Source organism: Ilumatobacter sp. (assembly GCF_039969435.1).
Taxonomy (GTDB): Bacteria; Actinomycetota; Acidimicrobiia; order Acidimicrobiales; family Ilumatobacteraceae; genus Ilumatobacter_A.
In genome coordinates this window covers 63,165-78,479 of sequence record NZ_JBDVNU010000017.1, presented here as the reverse complement: position 1 = coordinate 78,479, position 15,315 = coordinate 63,165, and the positions used below count along the sequence as shown (strand labels likewise).

At 66.1% G+C, this 15,315-nt stretch carries 17 protein-coding genes and 1 tRNA gene; 12 read left to right on the top strand and 6 right to left on the bottom strand.

Annotation, left to right across the window (positions count from 1 at the left end):
- Positions 1-84 precede the first annotated feature (84 nt).
- From ABJK40_RS09310 to ABJK40_RS09280, 7 genes are all read left to right on the top strand, one after another.
- Positions 85-432, top strand: coding sequence for an antibiotic biosynthesis monooxygenase (locus ABJK40_RS09310; protein WP_348480485.1), 348 nt, complete (start codon positions 85-87; stop codon positions 430-432).
- A 10-nt stretch (positions 433-442) separates the two neighbouring features.
- Positions 443-1,084 carry an HAD family phosphatase gene (locus ABJK40_RS09305; protein WP_348480484.1) on the top strand — a complete coding sequence of 214 codons (642 nt, stop codon included), beginning with the start codon at positions 443-445 and terminating at the stop codon, positions 1,082-1,084.
- A 45-nt stretch (positions 1,085-1,129) separates the two neighbouring features.
- On the top strand, positions 1,130-2,563 hold the full coding sequence (locus ABJK40_RS09300) for an aromatic ring-hydroxylating dioxygenase subunit alpha (protein WP_348480483.1): 1,434 nt from the start codon (positions 1,130-1,132) through the stop codon (positions 2,561-2,563).
- Complete coding sequence (locus tag ABJK40_RS09295) at positions 2,560-2,775, top strand: hypothetical protein (protein ID WP_348480482.1); 216 nt, start codon at positions 2,560-2,562, stop codon at positions 2,773-2,775. Before ABJK40_RS09300 ends, ABJK40_RS09295 begins: the two co-directional genes overlap by 4 nt.
- 1 nt (position 2,776) lies before the next feature.
- The gene (locus ABJK40_RS09290) at positions 2,777-3,580 is read left to right on the top strand and encodes an SDR family oxidoreductase (protein ID WP_348480481.1); all 804 of its coding nucleotides are present in this window, start codon (positions 2,777-2,779) and stop codon (positions 3,578-3,580) included.
- 54 nt (positions 3,581-3,634) lie between these two features.
- Positions 3,635-3,725: transfer RNA gene (locus ABJK40_RS09285), tRNA-Ser, on the top strand.
- A gap of 155 nt (positions 3,726-3,880) precedes the next feature.
- A complete protein-coding gene (locus tag ABJK40_RS09280) occupies positions 3,881-5,122 on the top strand; it encodes a tyrosine-type recombinase/integrase (RefSeq protein WP_348480480.1) in 1,242 nt (413 codons plus the stop codon).
- Positions 5,123-5,354: 232 nt separating this feature from the next.
- Here ABJK40_RS09280 and ABJK40_RS09275 read toward each other — a convergent pair whose 3' ends face one another.
- From ABJK40_RS09275 to ABJK40_RS09255, 5 genes are all read right to left on the bottom strand, one after another.
- A complete protein-coding gene (locus tag ABJK40_RS09275) occupies positions 5,355-6,518 on the bottom strand; it encodes a L,D-transpeptidase family protein (protein WP_348480479.1) in 1,164 nt (387 codons plus the stop codon).
- A 124-nt stretch (positions 6,519-6,642) separates the two neighbouring features.
- On the bottom strand, positions 6,643-7,620 hold the full coding sequence (locus ABJK40_RS09270) for a L,D-transpeptidase (protein WP_348510240.1): 978 nt from the start codon (positions 7,618-7,620) through the stop codon (positions 6,643-6,645).
- A 251-nt stretch (positions 7,621-7,871) separates the two neighbouring features.
- Positions 7,872-9,101, bottom strand: coding sequence for a peptidoglycan DD-metalloendopeptidase family protein (locus tag ABJK40_RS09265; RefSeq protein WP_348480476.1), 1,230 nt, complete (start codon positions 9,099-9,101; stop codon positions 7,872-7,874).
- Positions 9,102-9,367: 266 nt separating this feature from the next.
- Positions 9,368-10,237 (bottom strand): M56 family metallopeptidase, encoded by an 870-nt coding sequence (locus tag ABJK40_RS09260; protein ID WP_348480475.1) that lies wholly within the window; start codon positions 10,235-10,237, stop codon positions 9,368-9,370.
- Complete coding sequence (locus tag ABJK40_RS09255) at positions 10,234-10,587, bottom strand: BlaI/MecI/CopY family transcriptional regulator (RefSeq protein ID WP_348480474.1); 354 nt, start codon at positions 10,585-10,587, stop codon at positions 10,234-10,236. The genes ABJK40_RS09260 and ABJK40_RS09255 overlap by 4 nt, the downstream gene beginning before the upstream one ends.
- A gap of 433 nt (positions 10,588-11,020) precedes the next feature.
- Here ABJK40_RS09255 and ABJK40_RS09250 point away from each other — a divergent pair, with 433 nt between their 5' ends.
- A complete protein-coding gene (locus ABJK40_RS09250; protein ID WP_348480473.1) occupies positions 11,021-11,332 on the top strand; it encodes a cytochrome c in 312 nt (103 codons plus the stop codon).
- Positions 11,329-11,598 (top strand): hypothetical protein, encoded by a 270-nt coding sequence (locus ABJK40_RS09245; protein WP_348480472.1) that lies wholly within the window; start codon positions 11,329-11,331, stop codon positions 11,596-11,598. The genes ABJK40_RS09250 and ABJK40_RS09245 overlap by 4 nt, the downstream gene beginning before the upstream one ends.
- Positions 11,599-11,623: 25 nt before the next feature.
- Here the strand turns inward: ABJK40_RS09245 and ABJK40_RS09240 are convergent, their stop codons facing one another.
- Complete coding sequence (locus ABJK40_RS09240; RefSeq protein WP_348480471.1) at positions 11,624-11,974, bottom strand: hypothetical protein; 351 nt, start codon at positions 11,972-11,974, stop codon at positions 11,624-11,626.
- 10 nt (positions 11,975-11,984) lie between these two features.
- On the opposite strand from ABJK40_RS09240, the gene ABJK40_RS09235 reads away from it, so the two are divergent.
- From ABJK40_RS09235 to ABJK40_RS09225, 3 genes are all read left to right on the top strand, one after another.
- On the top strand, positions 11,985-12,878 hold the full coding sequence (locus tag ABJK40_RS09235) for an alpha/beta fold hydrolase (RefSeq protein WP_348480470.1): 894 nt from the start codon (positions 11,985-11,987) through the stop codon (positions 12,876-12,878).
- Positions 12,879-13,213: 335 nt separating this feature from the next.
- Complete coding sequence (locus ABJK40_RS09230; protein ID WP_348480469.1) at positions 13,214-14,644, top strand: CopD family protein; 1,431 nt, start codon at positions 13,214-13,216, stop codon at positions 14,642-14,644.
- Positions 14,645-14,670: 26 nt separating this feature from the next.
- On the top strand, positions 14,671-15,276 hold the full coding sequence (locus ABJK40_RS09225; RefSeq protein WP_348480468.1) for a DUF305 domain-containing protein: 606 nt from the start codon (positions 14,671-14,673) through the stop codon (positions 15,274-15,276).
- Positions 15,277-15,315: the final 39 nt, after the last annotated feature.

Sequence of the window (15,315 nt, the reverse complement as noted above, 5' to 3'; positions counted from 1 at the left end):
CACGACCACCCATCGAGCAACGAACCCGGGCACGACCCAGCGACGACCGATCGATCGCCACGGCCCGAGAAGGACACCGCCACCATGAGTCTCATCGCCGTCGAAGCTGCGATCACCGTCGCCGACCCGTCCACCCGTCAGGCGCTGATCGACCGGTCGGCGCCGATCCAGAAGGCGACCCGGGACGACGAGCCCGGATGCCTCGTCTACTGCTTCGCTGCCGACCCGTGCCAGGCCGACCTCATCCAGGTCTACGAACTGTGGGCGTCCGAGGAGGCGCTCGCCGCACACTTCGACCACCAGAACTACCTCGACATGCGCACGATGCTGAACGAGGGCGGCCTCACGGGCGCGGTGAGCCGGAAGCACCGCATCGATGCGACGGCTCCGGTCTACAACGCGGATCGCACACCGACCGCTGCGTTCGACTGACACGGCGCCCGTGGTCACGCCTTGTCCGCGTGCAGTCGTCTTCGACTTCGGAGGCGTCCTGATCACGACGATCGCCAACCAGATCGCGACCATCGCCGACGACCTCGACGTCACACCCGCGACCTTGCACGAGATCCTGCTCGGACCTCGCGAGTCCACGCCCGACCATCCCTGGCATCTGGCCGAGCGGGGTGGACTCCCGATCGAGGAGATCCAGTCGCGGCTGGCCCCGTGGGCACGCAACCGCGGCGTGGAGTTGCGCGGTGACGAGATCGACCGCCTGCTCGCTCCCGGCGGCTACGAGATCGTCCATGCGATGGCCGAACGGATCGCGACGTTGCGCGACGACGGCCTGGCGACCGGACTGCTCACCAACACGTTCGCCGAGTTCCGACCGATCATGGAGCGCGACGTGGACTTCGCACTCTTCGATGCCGTCGTCGAGTCGTTCGCGGTCGGGGCTCGCAAACCCGAGGTCGCCATCTACGAGGCGACGGCAGAGGCGTTGGGCGTCGCGCACAGCGACATCGTCTACCTCGACGACTTCGACCAGAACCTCGAGCCCGCACGCGCTCTCGGCTGGACGACCATCCACGTCACCGACCCGACGGCGGCACTCCGAGAACTCGACGAGGTGTTGTCCACCCCGTGAAGCTCCGGTGCAGCCGGAAGTCACCAGGTGATCAATAATGGGTGCATGACCACCATCGATTCCGATCTCGACACGGGTGCACGCTCACCCGGTGTCAGCTATCAGGACCTCCTCGACGCCGACACGCACCCGGTTCCCGACGTGCTCCGTCTCGAATCGCCGAAGTACTTCGGCAGCGAGGACGTACCGATCGAGCGGTACGTCTCGCGGGAGTGGCATCGCCGTGAGGTCGACCAACTCTGGTCGCGCGTCTGGCAGTTCGCGTGCCGCGAGGAGCACATCCCCGAGGCCGGCGACTACATCGTCTACGAGATCGCCGAGCTCTCGTTCCTCGTGATGCGACAGGACGACGGCAGCATCAAGTCGTACCCGAACGCCTGCCTGCACCGTGGCCGCCAGCTCAAGGAGTACGACGGCCACTGCTCGGAGATCCGTTGCCCGTTCCACGGCTTCGCCTGGAAGCTCGACGGGCAACTGCAGGACGTTCCCGCGGCGTGGGACTTCCCGCACGTCGATCAGCGGCCCGACGACTTCACCCTGCCGGAGTGCAGCGTCGGCACGTGGGCGGGCTTCGTGTTCATCAACCCCGACCCCGACGCCGCACCGCTCGAGGAACACCTCGGTGAGCTGATGCAGCACTTCGAGGTGTGGGACCTCGAGAACCGCTTCGTCGAGGCCCAGGTGTCCAGGGTGATCGAAGCGAACTGGAAGATCGCGCAGGAGGCGTTCTGCGAGGCGTACCACGTCAACGCGACGCATCCCCAGATCCTCCCCTACCTCGGCGACGTCAACAGCCAGGTCGACGTGTTCGACCACTGCTCACGGGTGATCACGCCCGGCGGCACCCCCAGCCCGTTGCTCGGTGACGGCACCGCGCTCTCCGAGCAGGAGATGCTGCGCTCGATGCTCGACGTGCGCGTCGACCAGGACGCACCCTTCGACGTCCCCGAGGGACGCACCGCGCGGGAGATGGCGGCCGGCGCATCGCGCGAACGGTGGCGTCCGATCGTCGGTGACAGCGTGGACCAGATGAGCGACTCGGAGATGATGGATTCGCTCGACTACACCGTCTTCCCGAACTTCCATCCGTGGGGCGCGTTCAACCGGATCGTCTACCGGTTCCGCCCGAACGGCGACGACCACCGTTCGTCGATCATGGAGGTGTTCTTCCTCTCGCCGTTCGAAGGCGAGCGTCCGCCGCCGGCCGCCGAGATCCGACTGGGCGTCGACGACCCGTGGACCGACGCTCCCGTGCTCGGGATGCTCGCGAAGGTGTTCCAGCAGGACGTGTTCAACATGGCCAAGGTGCAGAAGGGCCTGGAGACCACCCGCAAGCCGGGCGCCACGTTCTCCAACTACCAGGAGTCCAAGATCCGGTGGCTGCACACGTTGCTCGGTGAATGGGTGAACGACGACGTCGCCGTCAGTGTCGGAACGGGGGGCACGGCTCGGAGCACCGCCACGGGAGGAGCATCGTGAACGGCATCGTGCACCCCTTCACCGGCGCCCTGCACGAGCAGGACGGCGAGGGCAACATCCGAGTGACCCTCGGTGACGTGTCGGGGATCTTCGGGACCGACGGTCACTGGATCTCGGGCGAACTGCGCGAGTGCGACCCCCAACTGTGCGGGTGGGTCGGAGGCCCGCAGATCGCCAACCACCGCGTCAACACCCAGCCGACGAATCGCTGACGTGGGCGGGTTCGAGAACGAACTCCTGGCAGGCCGGACGGCGGTCGTCGTCGGCGGGCACAGCGGTTTCGGCGAGGCGATCAGCCGGACGTTCGCCACGCACGGCGCCAAGGTCGTGATCGGTGCACGTCGTGTCGACGTGGTCGAGGAGGCTGCGTCCCGTGTCGACGGCATCGGCGTCGAGTGCGACATCACGAACGACGACGACGTGCGGGCGATCGTCGAGACAGCGGTCGATCGGACCGGACGTCTCGATGTGTTCGTCAACTGCGCCGGTTACTCCGAGTCGACGCCGATCGCCGACCTCACCCCCGAGAAGCTGTCCGAGATGCACGCCGTGCAGATCCAGGGGGCGATGTACTGCCTGCGGCACGCCGGCAACGCGATGCGCGACCTCGGCAACGGCGGATCGGTGATCTCCATCAGTTCCCTCACCGCTCACGCTCCGGCACGCGGACTCGCCGCGTATGCGTCGGCCAAGGCCGGCCTGGAGTACGCGTCGAAGATCGCCGCGGTCGAGTACGGCGCCGACCGGATCCGCTTCAACTCGATCGCGGCGTCGCTGATCGAGACGCCGATGACCGCACGTGCGTTCACGGTCGGTCCCGTGATCCAGGCAATGGTGGAGATGACGCCGATCGGGCGCATGGGGTCGAGCCAGGACATCGCCAACGCGGCGCTCTACCTGGCCAGCGACCTCGCATCGTTCGTCACGGGCCACACGCTCCACGTCGACGGTGGTGCGTCGCTTCTCGCGCTTCCCACTCCACAGATGTACGCAGACGTGGCCGGGCGCTGGACGTGAGGCCGTCGATGACGAGGGAGCCATCGGGCGGTATTTGTCGCTAGTCTCGACTCCGGAAGGCTGCCAGAGCGGACGAATGGGACAGTCTCGAAAACTGTTGAGGTCTTCTGGGCCTCCGTGGGTTCGAATCCCACGCCTTCCGCCAGTACGTTTACGGGCGTCCATGGAGATCCACTGAAACCCTCCTGAGCAGGGGAAACGTGAATCGAGATCCATGGACGCCCGTCATCGTTTTCAGTGCGTTAGTCTCACGGTTAGTCTCAAACGGGGGTTTGAGACTCATGCCAGGAGGCTCGAGCGATGCCGAAAGCACCACGTGGGAAGCGAGTGTCCGATGCTGCGGGTGAATCGTTCGTCGTCGTCAACAAGGCGCCCAACGGCGAGGCCGAGCCGTTCTTCGACCGGACTCGCCAGGTGTGGGTCGCACCGTGGCGCAAACCGGACGGCAAGGTCGGTCGCCCGACCGGCAAGACGAGAGCGCTCGCCGCTGCCTCACGCGACCGCCACGTAGCGAAAGCCGCGCACGAGGCACAGTTCGGTGAACTGGCCGACGGCTTCAACGATCACACGACCGTCGGCGAACTGTCCGCTTGGTGGTTGGAGCACGTCGCCCGACATCGGGTGCGGCCGACGTCGCTCGCCACGTATCGCAAGCATGCGTCGGTGATCGCCGACAAACTCGGAGCGGTGCCGGTCTTCGACCTACGGGCCGAGCAGGTGACGACCTTCGTCTCGGAACTGCTCGATGAGGGTTCCGCATCACGGGCGAAGAACGTGAGGACGCTGCTCGTTCAGATCTTGGAGCAGGGCGTCGAGTTCGGGTTGGCCACGCAGAACGTCGCACGCAAGGTGAAAGCTCCGAAGGCTGCGCCGAAGCAACGACGCACGATCACCCCTGCTCAGACGCAGCAACTGATCGCCGAGTGCGACCCTCGATTCGCTGCGGCAGCCGCGCTCTGCTTCGTGCAGGGTTGGCGGATCAGCGAAGCACTCGGCCTGGCTTGGCAGGACCTCGACCTCGACGAGGGTTCGGTCCTCGTGCGCAGGGGCTCGACGTACGCAGATCGAGTCGGCATGGTCCTCGGCCCGACCAAGACACGAGGAGCCACGGGCGTCCAGATGCTCGGGCGAACCGTCGTGTCGCTGCTCCGGGCCCGCCGCGATCTAAACGAAGCAGATCGTGCGGCGTATCCGGGCCGGTGGCCCACCGTCGACTACGACGGCGAGCAACTCGACCTCGTGTTCACGACTGCGGACGGAACACCGACGCTGCGCCAACACGTCGATCGGGCAATCCGCAAGGCAGCCGAGCGAGCCGCCATCGAGTCCGCTGGACTCGGCACCCATGCCGGCCGGCGCTCCGTTGTGACGAACCTGTTCGCGTCCGGGTCGCTTGACCTGGAGGATGTTGCCCGCTTCGTCGGCCACAACGATGTGGCGACGACTCGGGGCTACGTCCAACACGAAGGCGATCGGCCGAGGCAGGTCAGCGAGCGCGCTCTTGAACTCTTGGATCCCAGGCCGACCAAGGACGAGGCCTGACCGGTCGACTTTCGGCATCTCGTTCGCCGCACATATCGCCGTCGATATCGAGCGCCCGATTACCCGCAGTCGGCGTTCGACTGCTGATGGAGCCAGAACGCGTTGCCGAGGCGCGACCGAGAGCCGGGCAACTCGAGATCGGCTGCGGTCCACGGTGATCCACCGATGGGCGGTGAGCGCGGGCCGGGCTCCACTTCCGAAACGGGCGAAGTCGCCGGGAGCGAGGCGTGGCTCAGGTCGGTGCCACGAGTGACGTCGTGGTTGCGGACGTCAACCCACCCGAGGGCGGCGTGGACGGGGTGGTGGTTGCGGGCGGCAGTGTCGTCGCGGGCGTCGTGGTCGTGGGGACGGCCGTCGTGCTGGTCGTGGTGGTCGTCGTCGAGGTCGGTGGCGTCCACTCGGGGTCCGGGTAGTCGAAGATCATCGGCTGGGCCCCGTAGGTCTCGGGCTCTTCGACGCCGTCGAACACGTAGATCATGTCGTTGATCTCGATGAGGTCGGGGAGGTACTCGGCGATGTGCATCGGATGGCGGACGCATCCCCGTGATGCCGGGTAGTCGGGGACGTTGCCGGAGCCGTGGATGGCAATGCCGTAGTTGAAGTAGACCGGCTGGTACAGCCGTCCGAGTTTGGCGTTGCGCCAGCCGTCGATCTTGCGCTCGAAGTGGTAGACGCCGCCGGGGGTCTTGGAGATCCCGCAGATCCCTTTCTCCTCGGTCGTGCCGTCGTCGAGGTCGATCTCGACGACGTCGCACCACTCGACGTTCTCTCCCGATGAGACGTGGCTGATGACACGCGCTTCGCCGTCGGTGAAGAGCACCGACACCTGCTCCGGGAGGTACACTTCCATGTGAGTACCGCCGGGTGTGCGGCGAGGTCGGATGTGGACGTTGCCGTTCATCGTCTGCCAGACCTCCGGAGTGACGACCCCGGTGATTGCCGTGCGTTTGGTCCGCAGAGCGAGCTTCTCGAATGCCCACACGGACCGGAGCGTGGCGCCACCGAAGATGCCGTCGATCGGTCCGGGGTCGAAACCGAGCACAGCGAGCTGGGCCTGCAGCACCTCGACGTCGTCGCCGACCATCCCCTGGCCGAGGTCCTGAGTCAGTGGGCGAGTCGGCGTCGGCGTCGCTTCGACGGCAACGGAGGGCACAGGCTCGGCCGAGGCGGGCAGCGTTGTCGACGATGTCGCAGCCGATGCGGCCGTGCCGGGAACTGCGGTGGTCGGTGCGGTCTTTCTGGTGTCCGTGGTGCCGCCGGGGGCGTAGGTGGCATATCCCACCGTCGCCGTCGCAGCGATGCCGGCGACGAGAAGGTGTCGGCGGCTGAACGTGGCAGCGGGGCGTTGATCGTCGACGCCGAAGTGCGATCGCGTGCCAGTGCCAGGTGTGTCCACATCTCAGATACTACGAACTGTCGTAGAACATGATCACGGCGGGGCGCCGAGTTTTCACGAGGTTTCCTCGGCGGAGGGGTACCTGTCGGCCGATCGCTCGACGACCGAGGGCGCTCGTTCGCGCCTACGGTCGGGGAGCGAACTCACCCTGCACGTTGACGGTCACGTTCATCTCGTCCTTCCGCCACGTCTCGCCGGTTGCGTCGTCGAGTCCGAGCCATGCGACAAAGGTGTCCTGATCGGCGACGCGCAGACGAGCACAGCCCTTGCTCTGCGGGGTGGGCGGCACGTTGTTGGCACCGTGGATCGCTTGACCGAGGTCGAAGTAGAGCGGCTTGTACAGGTTTCCGTTGAGCGGATTGTCGACCCCCACGGGGAACTCGCTGCTGTCGTGCCAGCCCCCGTTGTCCGGCGCCGGGTTGAAGCGAAACGCCTCAGAACGATCTTGTTCCCGGGTCTCGAAGCCTTCTGATCCGGTGGAGGTCGGGAAGACGAAAGCGGTGTCGGAGCCGGCTCCGATGAACATGATCTGACACGTGCGGTCGATCAGCACCCATCGCTCCGATTCGATGGCGGTCGAGTTCGGCGTGGGGAGCGAGTCGGTTGCGAACAGTGCGGCCTGTTCGATCGACCCGGGCATCATGTCGTCGATCGTCGTGTCGAGCCCGAGCGCGAGGCGAGCGGCGCAGAGTCGTTGGCCGGTGAGCGGTCCTGCCACTCCGTCGACGGCGAGGTCACCGGTGCCGAAGCTGGAGAACAGCTCGTTCAGTTTGGCCTGTTGACGTTCGGTGTTGGACGCCAATGCGGACGAGACCGTTGCGTCGTCGAGGGTCGGTCCGGGCTCGCCGTCGATGTCGTTCAGTGCGTTCCCCGGGCAGACATCGACGAGGGCTCCCGCCTCGATGCTGTCCATCTGGCCGTTCGCGAGCCACAGAGCAACGGGATCCCCAGCGGAGTTCTGGATGGCGATCTGCTCGAACGTCGTGGCCACGTCGGCGCGCACGACGCAGTCCGGATCGAACACGTCCAGCGAAGCCGGCACCGTGGTGGTCGTCGTGGTCGTCGTGGTGGTGGTCGCAGCCGTGGTGGTCGTGGAGTCCACGATCGTTGTCTCCGAGACCGTTGTCTCCGGGACGGTTGTCTCCGGGACGGTTGTCTTCGGCACGGTTGTCTCCGGCACGGTTGTCGGTGTGGAGGGTGTGGTTGGCGGTGGCGGTGACGTCGAGCGGGCTGCGTCCGGCCGCGTGTCCGTGGCGACCGACGAGGTGCACGCCGCGAATGTCACGGATCCAGCGAGCACGAGCCAGACGCGTCGACGCCTCTTGGACGGTGCGGGAATGCGAAGGAGGTTCATCAACACACGGCCCGGACGTAGGGGTAGGGGTTGACTGCGCGTCCCCCGCCTGGGTGAACCTCGAAGTGGAGGTGGTTGGCGGAGGTGTTGCCGGTTGCTCCGACGTAACCGATCACCTCTCCTTGCGACACGGTTCGGCTGGATCCTTCCCATGCGCTGAGGTGGGCGTAGTAGTACTTCGTTCCGCTGTTGCCGGTGATCCAGATGGCGTTTCCGCCGAGGTTGTTGGTCTTGAAGGTCGCCGTGCCCGACTCGACCGCAACGAGGGGTGTGCCCCGAGGCGACATCATGTCGACTCCTTCGTGGCTGCGTCCGCCCGAGCGCGCTGCGCCCCATGTGTCGGCGAATGCCCGTGGTCCATTGACCGGACATACGATTCCGCTCGTGGGTACCGGCGTCGGAGCGCGCTCGGGGGGAGGGGTCGGAGCGGGTGCGGCGGGTGCGGGTGCTGGGTCTGCACTCGGGTTCGAAGGTGTTGCCGCGGGTGGGGCGGTGCTACCGCCACCGCCACCGCCTGCGGGTGCGGGTGCGACGGCCACCGACGGCGACGGTGTTGCAGCCGCGTTGGATTGCTGCTGCGCAGCCAGGGCGGCTTCCTGGGCGGCCCGTTCAGCCTCGGCAGCGGCCTCGCGTTCGCGCTGGAGTTCGAGTTCGTGCTCGACCTCCTCGCTGACGAGACGCTCGGCTTCGATCTCGGCCAGCGATTCGATCTCGGCTTCGGCCGTCGTCTTGAGTTCGGCGAAGTCGAGTTTTGCCTGCTCGGATTCCTGTCGATCCTCCGCCAACCGGTCGCGTGCATCGTTGACGTCATCCATCACCTCGTCGTACTCATCGAGGTCGACGTTGGCGGTTTCGCGTGAGACGGCCGACATCACGTCGGCGGTGAGGCCGTCGTTGATCTGGTCCAGGTCGATCAGCAACGGAAACTCGCTGCCGGTTCCTGCACCGACGAAGCTGCGCACGGCCTGATCCTGAAGGCCCTGTTCCATCTCGGCGGCCTGAGCTTCGAGGTCGGCGAGTTCTTCCTCGGCTGCGGCGATGTCCATGTCGAGTCCGTCGATATCGGATTCGGCATCGAACATGGCCTGGGACGCAGTGTTGGCTCGATCACGTGCGGATTGGATGTCGGCCGCCGCCTGTTTGGCGGCGGCCGTTCCGTGATCGGCGACGACAGGCGAAGGAAGCAACGTGAGCGAGGCGGCAACGACGGCAACGACGACTGCGAGCACGACGTGACGACGGGAACGTCGTTGGGGCGGGCACGAACGCGAGCACGGGTACGACACGATGTCGGAGAATACTTGCCAGAGGCCTCCCCGCGCTTCAGGCAGGGGTGAATGACGACACTTCATTACGACAGTCCTCGAGAGCCGGCAAGCGGAATGTTTGTCGACCTCGGCGTCGAATCCGTCAGACTTCTCTCGCGGCGAGGGCTTCGGATCGGATGCCGAAAAAGTTGGGTCCGCGGTGCCTGCGCGGTTTCTGGGCGACTCTGTCAGTGGGTCAGCCCGACGGCGAAGATCAGACTGTGGTGGAGCTGGTATGACGTCAAGGCGAGTGTCGCGCCGACGATCGCAGCGGTCTGGATGCGGGCGACGACCCCGGCATGTTGAATGGGCTGCAACAGGGCGGTCGCTCGCGCGGCGACCCCGTGGTCGGCGATACCGAGAGCCAGTCGGGGGCTCGGGCTGGCGAGCGCGACCTTGGCGATGGTGCGTGCTGCGAGGCGGCGGTCGGCCCCGGTGTGTTCGAGTGCTTCTTCGTCGGCCCATCGTTCGAGGTAGAAGTCGAGTCGAGCCATGACGGTGGCGGCGGGCGGGATGAACGCCGTCGTCACGAGTGCGAGCAGTTTGAACCGGTCGTGGCGGTGCCGTGCGTGGGCTTGCTCGTGGGCCATCACGACGTCGAACTCGTCGTCGTCGAGCGTGTTGCGCAGCCCGTTGGAGATCGCGATCGTCCGGGCCGGTCCGGGCAGCGTGTAGGCGTACACCTCGTCGGTGTCGATGTAGTGGACCGCGCAGGTGTCGGCGCACCGGACTCGACGGTGGTGTGCGAGGACACGTCCGGCTCGGATCGTCCCGGCGAGTGCGACAACGAATGACGCAACGCCGATGATCGCCCCGAACGGCTGATGGTCGTGAAGGAGGTGCTGCGACCAGTCGGTGACAGGGTTGTGGAAGCCGAGGTGAGCGAGCCCGCTGAGGCCGATCAGCCAGAGCGTCGGAACGGCCGCGACGGCGACTGCGATGAGGAGCACGGCGCTGCAGCGTGCGGCCGCTGCCGGTCGGAGCCCGTCGAGTCGGCGGCTCCCGGCGAGGGCCACGGCGAGTGTGGCGACGAGGGGCAGGGCAACGAAATCGATCATGCCTGACCGTTGAGAATCGCTGCGAGTTGCGCTGCTTCGGACGGATCGAGCGACTGTGCGAATCCAGCGAGGGCGGACTGGCGATCAGACGTCGCATCGAGGACGGTTCGCAGACGCTGCGCCGTGAGTTCGGCCTCACTGTTCGCGGCGGCGTACTCGAAGGCCCGACCGGCTCGTCGACGGGTGGCGAGTCCCTTGTCGCACAGCCGGCCGAGGATTGTCGCGATGCTCGTGTATGCGAGGTCAGTGCCCATCTCGTCGATCACATCGCCGGGCGACGCAGGTCGGTCGAGGGTCCAGAGGGCCCGCAGGACGTCGGTCTCGAGTTCGCCGTCAGCTCGTCGTGTCATGGTGTGGATGTCGTCTCTCTTGAGTGCGCTCGGCTCGCTTGAGGTGCCCAGCTCATGTGCGGTCCGAGTGTTGGTTCGATCGATCGTATCGAGGCACGATTCCCGAACCGGAACGCCACACCTCGAACGCGACGCCGACCATGTTCGACTTCGCAGCAAACCGACTGACATGGCTGCCGACCCGCCGATGGCTCGTGAGATGCGTCGATCCGAGCGCTCTGCGAGGGGCTTTGATCACATGTCGCCTTCACGGAATCCTCGCTCGGAGGTTTGGCTGTCTACAACGTGTCGTAGTTTCGGAGCCGTGAAATTGAACCCGCGCGCAATGGTTCGGTCGTCTGACCACGGTGTGGTCCCGATCTGGCGACGCCACACCACGATCGCAGCGTCTGTGACTGGGTTCATCGCGGTCGTTGCCGCATCGTGTGGAAGTGTGCCGGTCGAGTCCGAACCGGCGGCGTCGATGGGGTCTGTATCGGGGGCCGAGTTGTACCAGTCGAACTGCGCGTCGTGCCACGGCGACGATCTGCGCGGCACCGACAAGGGGCCGTCGCACCTGTCGATCGTGTACGAACCGAACCATCACGGCGACGACGCATTCCGCTCAGCGATCGCGAACGGCGCGCAACAGCACCACTGGAGTTTCGGTGACATGGCGGCGATCCCCGGCCTCGACGATTCCGAGGTCGACGACATCATCGCCTACATCCGTTCCGAACAGACGCTCCAAGGTTTCGAGCGGTGATCACATCGGAGCTGCTCGGCCACGCCGACAGCGCCTCCGCCGCGCACATGGCCGCCGGATCGATCTGGACCGTGCTGTCGATGATCGCCTTCTCGTTGTTTCTCTTCGTCTTCGCCTGGTCGCTCATGCGGCCGACCAGGCACTCGCCGCCCACACCCGCCGACATCGCGATCGAGCGGTACGCGCACGGAATGATCGACGCTGACGACCTCGAACGCATCCTGAGCGACATCGAGCCGAGCGACATCGAGACTCGTCCACGTTGACGACCGCGACAACATCCCGGTCGGGTCATGTGTCGCCGGCGGCGGCGGGGTCGTCGAGCAGGCTGTTGCCTCTGGCGTCCCAGGCATTCATCCCACCGTCGGGGTCGATCACGTCGACGTAACCGGCCGCCGCAAGGTCCGCCGTCACCGGTGCGGACGTGGCGGGAGCGTCTGTGCTCGAACATGCCGCCGATACAGATCCGACGACAAGGACGAGGATGGCAACGCGGCGAACATGCCACAGGCGCAGGAAATACGACATCGCGTCGTAGTGTACGGAATCATGTCCAGAGGTTCCGTCGTCGTCCTGGTCGTGCTCGTAGCTGCGACCTGGCTCATTCCCGCTGTTTCCTAGCCGACGGTCGACAGAGAACATGCTGCTCACGATGATCGCACTCGTTGCCGCCGCCGTCGTGTGCTGGCAGGCAATGCACCGGTCGTCGTCCCTCGTGCGTCGCTGGGGGCCGTCTGCGTTCCCACGTCGGGGCGCCGGGCCGCTCTCGGTGCTCGACAGCGGCACCACGGGCCGCGACGACGAGCGCACCATCGTGTTCCTCCATGGGCTCGGCGCAACTGGCGACTACTTCGGTGCCTTCTACGACGGACTGAGCCGACGGAACCGGGTGGTGATCATCGACCTCCTCGGGTTCGGCCATTCACTCGATGAAACTCGTTCGGAGTTCGGTATCGACGACCACGTGGCCGCCCTCGATGCGGCCCTCGATTCACTCGGGGTCACCGATCAGCCGGTTGTACTCGCGGCCCATTCGATGTCGACAGCGATTGCGCTGACGTGGGCCGATCGGAACAGCGAACGCACCGGACACGTATATCTCTGGGGTCCACCCATCTACCCGGACGACGTGGCCGCCCAGGCCGTTGCGAAGGAGTACGGACCCATGGGACGCCTGTTCGCGCTCGATGCGAAGTGGGCCGAACGTGCTTGCCGCCTGAGCTGTTCGAACCGAGACGTCAGCGGCCGGGTGATGGCGCTCATGGCGCCGCGATGGCCGACCCAGATCAGCAGAGTTGCCGGCCGGCACACCTGGGAGGCCTACCACCTCTCACTGCGCAACCTGATCTTCGAGTTCGACTGGTCACGCGTGCTCCCCGCAGGCGTTCCCGTCACCGTCTTCCACGGCGCAAACGATCCGATCGGCGATCAGGCCCACATAGCGAAGATGATCGGCAGAGCGAAGATCGCAGAGGTCCCCGGGGCAGATCATCACGTCGCTCTCCAGCATCCGCAACTGCTCTTCGACGCTCTCGGCGAACGGTAGTCAGCCGACCCGTCGGGCTGCACCCGAGGTCATGACTGTCTGTCGAAGCGCCGACGGACACGTTTCGAACGCGCACCATGAATGGCTGCTACTCGACGCTCGCCCGTGCGCTGTACCGGCACTGGGCTCGATGGATTGCTCGGAAGGCGCGGGCCGGTACTGCTGACGCCGTCGCTGCCTGGGTTCGCTGCGTCGTGTTCGAGTGCGCCGTCAGGTCTGCGTGTCATCGATCCTCCGTGCTGCGCAGATCGGGTGACGACCGATCTACTCATCGGCGCGAGTATGGTTCTACGCGGTGTAGTTGCTCCAGTGGGGCGCCGCCGTTTCGTGAGCTCATGCCGACCTCTTTCCTGCGCCGCCTCGCCTTGCTCGTTCTCGTCGGCTGTGCCGTCACCGCAGCAACCCTCGGGCTTTCGGCGGGTCCGGTGGCAGCGCACAACACGTTGGTGTCCAGTGACCCCGCCGACGGCTCCACACTGGGCGTTGCGCCGTCGGACATCACCTGGAACTTCGACAACCCGGTGCCGCTCGACTCGATGACCGTCACGTTGATCGACGCCACGGGAGCGCGCACCGAGTTGGAAGGATCCGCCCACGGCGCCGTTGGCGACAGCCAGGTCGTCACGCCCCTGCCCGAGCTCGCTGGAGAGGTGTCGGTGCGGTGGCGACTCGTCGGAGCCGACGGTCACCCGATCACGGGACGGGTCGACTTCACCGTCACCGCATCACCCGCCACCACGATGCCAGTCGAGGCGACCATCGGCACACCGTCAGCCGCTCCGTCCACAACGATCCCCGCGCCTGACGTCGCCTCGGCGGACGACGACCTCGACGAGTTCTCGACCCCATCTTCGCTGCGGTGGATGCTGCGGTACGGGTCCTATCTGGCGATCATGGCCGTGGTCGGGGTCCTGTTGGCCAGCGCCACGGTCTGGGCCGACTCCGGCTCACATCCGCTGCTCCGGCGGATCCTCAGCGCCAGCCTGCTCGTCACTGCTGCGCTCGGATTCGCACAGCTGATGATCATTGCGTCCGACATCGCCGCCGCAGCGCCGTGGTCGGCGTTCAGCGAAGTTGATCCTGCCTTGTCGACCAACGCCGGGTTGGCGTTCGCGGTCCGGATCGTGCTCGCCCTCGCGTTGTGGCTGCTGCTGTTCCGATCCGATCTGAGCCAGCCCGATGTCTACTGGAGCGCCGTGTCACTCCCTGCCCTCGGGTTGCTGGCCACCTGGGCATTCGCGGGTCATGGTGCGTCGATGCGATGGTCGACCCTCGGGGTCCTCACCGACGTCGCCCACCACGCCGCAGCGGCTGCGTGGATCGCCGGGCTGGCCGTCGTCGGCTGGATCGTGATCCCCTCCGCTCGACCCGACGTGCTCGTGGGCGTCGTTCGCCGCTTCTCGCGGGTGGCAGCCGTCAGCGTCGCCGTTCTCGTCGTCACCGGCGCCGTCCAGACCGTTCGTCTCGTCGGAGGTCCCGGTGACCTGTTCGCAGTCGATCACGGCCGATACCTCGTTGCGAAGTTGGCGATCCTTGCCGTGATGCTCGCTCTCGCCAACGTCAACCGGAGGCGAGTCGACCGCCGGCTCGACGATGCCGACACGGTCCAGCAGCACGTCGGGCCGCTCCGCAACGCCATGCTCGCCGAGTTCGCCATCGGCCTCGTGATCGTTGCCGTCACCGCTGCGATGGTCGTGTCGCCGCCGGCCACCAGCGACGCAGCCGCGCCCGCAAGACCCGACCACCCCGTATACTACATTGCGTAGTAATCACCCTTTCGAAAGGCCCCCTCATGATCACGCAACGTCTCGCCGCACTCCCCCTCGCCGCACTCCTCGCCGTCACACTCGCCGCCTGCGGCTCCGACGAGAGTCCCGCAGCCGACACCCCAGCACCCACAGGAGCGGCCGATGAAGCGGGCAGCGCAGTCGCGTTGAACGACGCCGACATCGAGTTCGCACAGGGGATGATCGCGCACCACGAACAAGCGATCGAGATGGCCGAGATCGCTCTCGACCCCAGCCGCAGCGCCAGCCCAGAGGTCAGCGATCTCGCGACTCGGATCCAATCAGCACAAGAACCCGAGATCGACCAGATGACGACCCTGCTCACCGACGGCGGCGCATCGATCACCATGGACATGTCCGAGGGCCACGACATGTCGTCGATGGACGGGATGATGACCGTCGAGCAGATGGACGCCCTCGCAGTGGCAACCGGCACCGAGTTCGACCGGATGTGGCTCGACATGATGATCGACCACCACGAGGGCGCAATCACCCAGTCCGAAACAGTTCAAGCCAACGGCTCCAACGCCGACGCACTGGCGTTGGCCGAGACGATCATCACCACGCAGCAGGCCGAGATCACCGAGATGGAGACACTGCTCGAGGGATGACCACGGTCGCAAGGTGCCTCGATGGGCGCCGACCAGGCC

What these genes read in the sequence shown, in the direction of transcription:
- ABJK40_RS09310 (WP_348480485.1), top strand. Translation starts at nt 85, where the DNA reads ATGAGTCTCATCGCCGTCGAAGCTGCGATCACCGTCGCCGACCCGTCC.
- ABJK40_RS09300 (WP_348480483.1), top strand. Translation starts at nt 1,130, where the DNA reads ATGACCACCATCGATTCCGATCTCGACACGGGTGCACGCTCACCCGGT.
- ABJK40_RS09280 (WP_348480480.1), top strand. Translation starts at nt 3,881, where the DNA reads ATGCCGAAAGCACCACGTGGGAAGCGAGTGTCCGATGCTGCGGGTGAA.
- ABJK40_RS09260 (WP_348480475.1), bottom strand. Translation starts at nt 10,237, where the DNA reads ATGATCGATTTCGTTGCCCTGCCCCTCGTCGCCACACTCGCCGTGGCC.
- ABJK40_RS09255 (WP_348480474.1), bottom strand. Translation starts at nt 10,587, where the DNA reads ATGACACGACGAGCTGACGGCGAACTCGAGACCGACGTCCTGCGGGCC.
- ABJK40_RS09240 (WP_348480471.1), bottom strand. Translation starts at nt 11,974, where the DNA reads ATGTTCTCTGTCGACCGTCGGCTAGGAAACAGCGGGAATGAGCCAGGT.
- ABJK40_RS09235 (WP_348480470.1), top strand. Translation starts at nt 11,985, where the DNA reads ATGATCGCACTCGTTGCCGCCGCCGTCGTGTGCTGGCAGGCAATGCAC.
- ABJK40_RS09230 (WP_348480469.1), top strand. Translation starts at nt 13,214, where the DNA reads ATGCCGACCTCTTTCCTGCGCCGCCTCGCCTTGCTCGTTCTCGTCGGC.
- ABJK40_RS09225 (WP_348480468.1), top strand. Translation starts at nt 14,671, where the DNA reads ATGATCACGCAACGTCTCGCCGCACTCCCCCTCGCCGCACTCCTCGCC.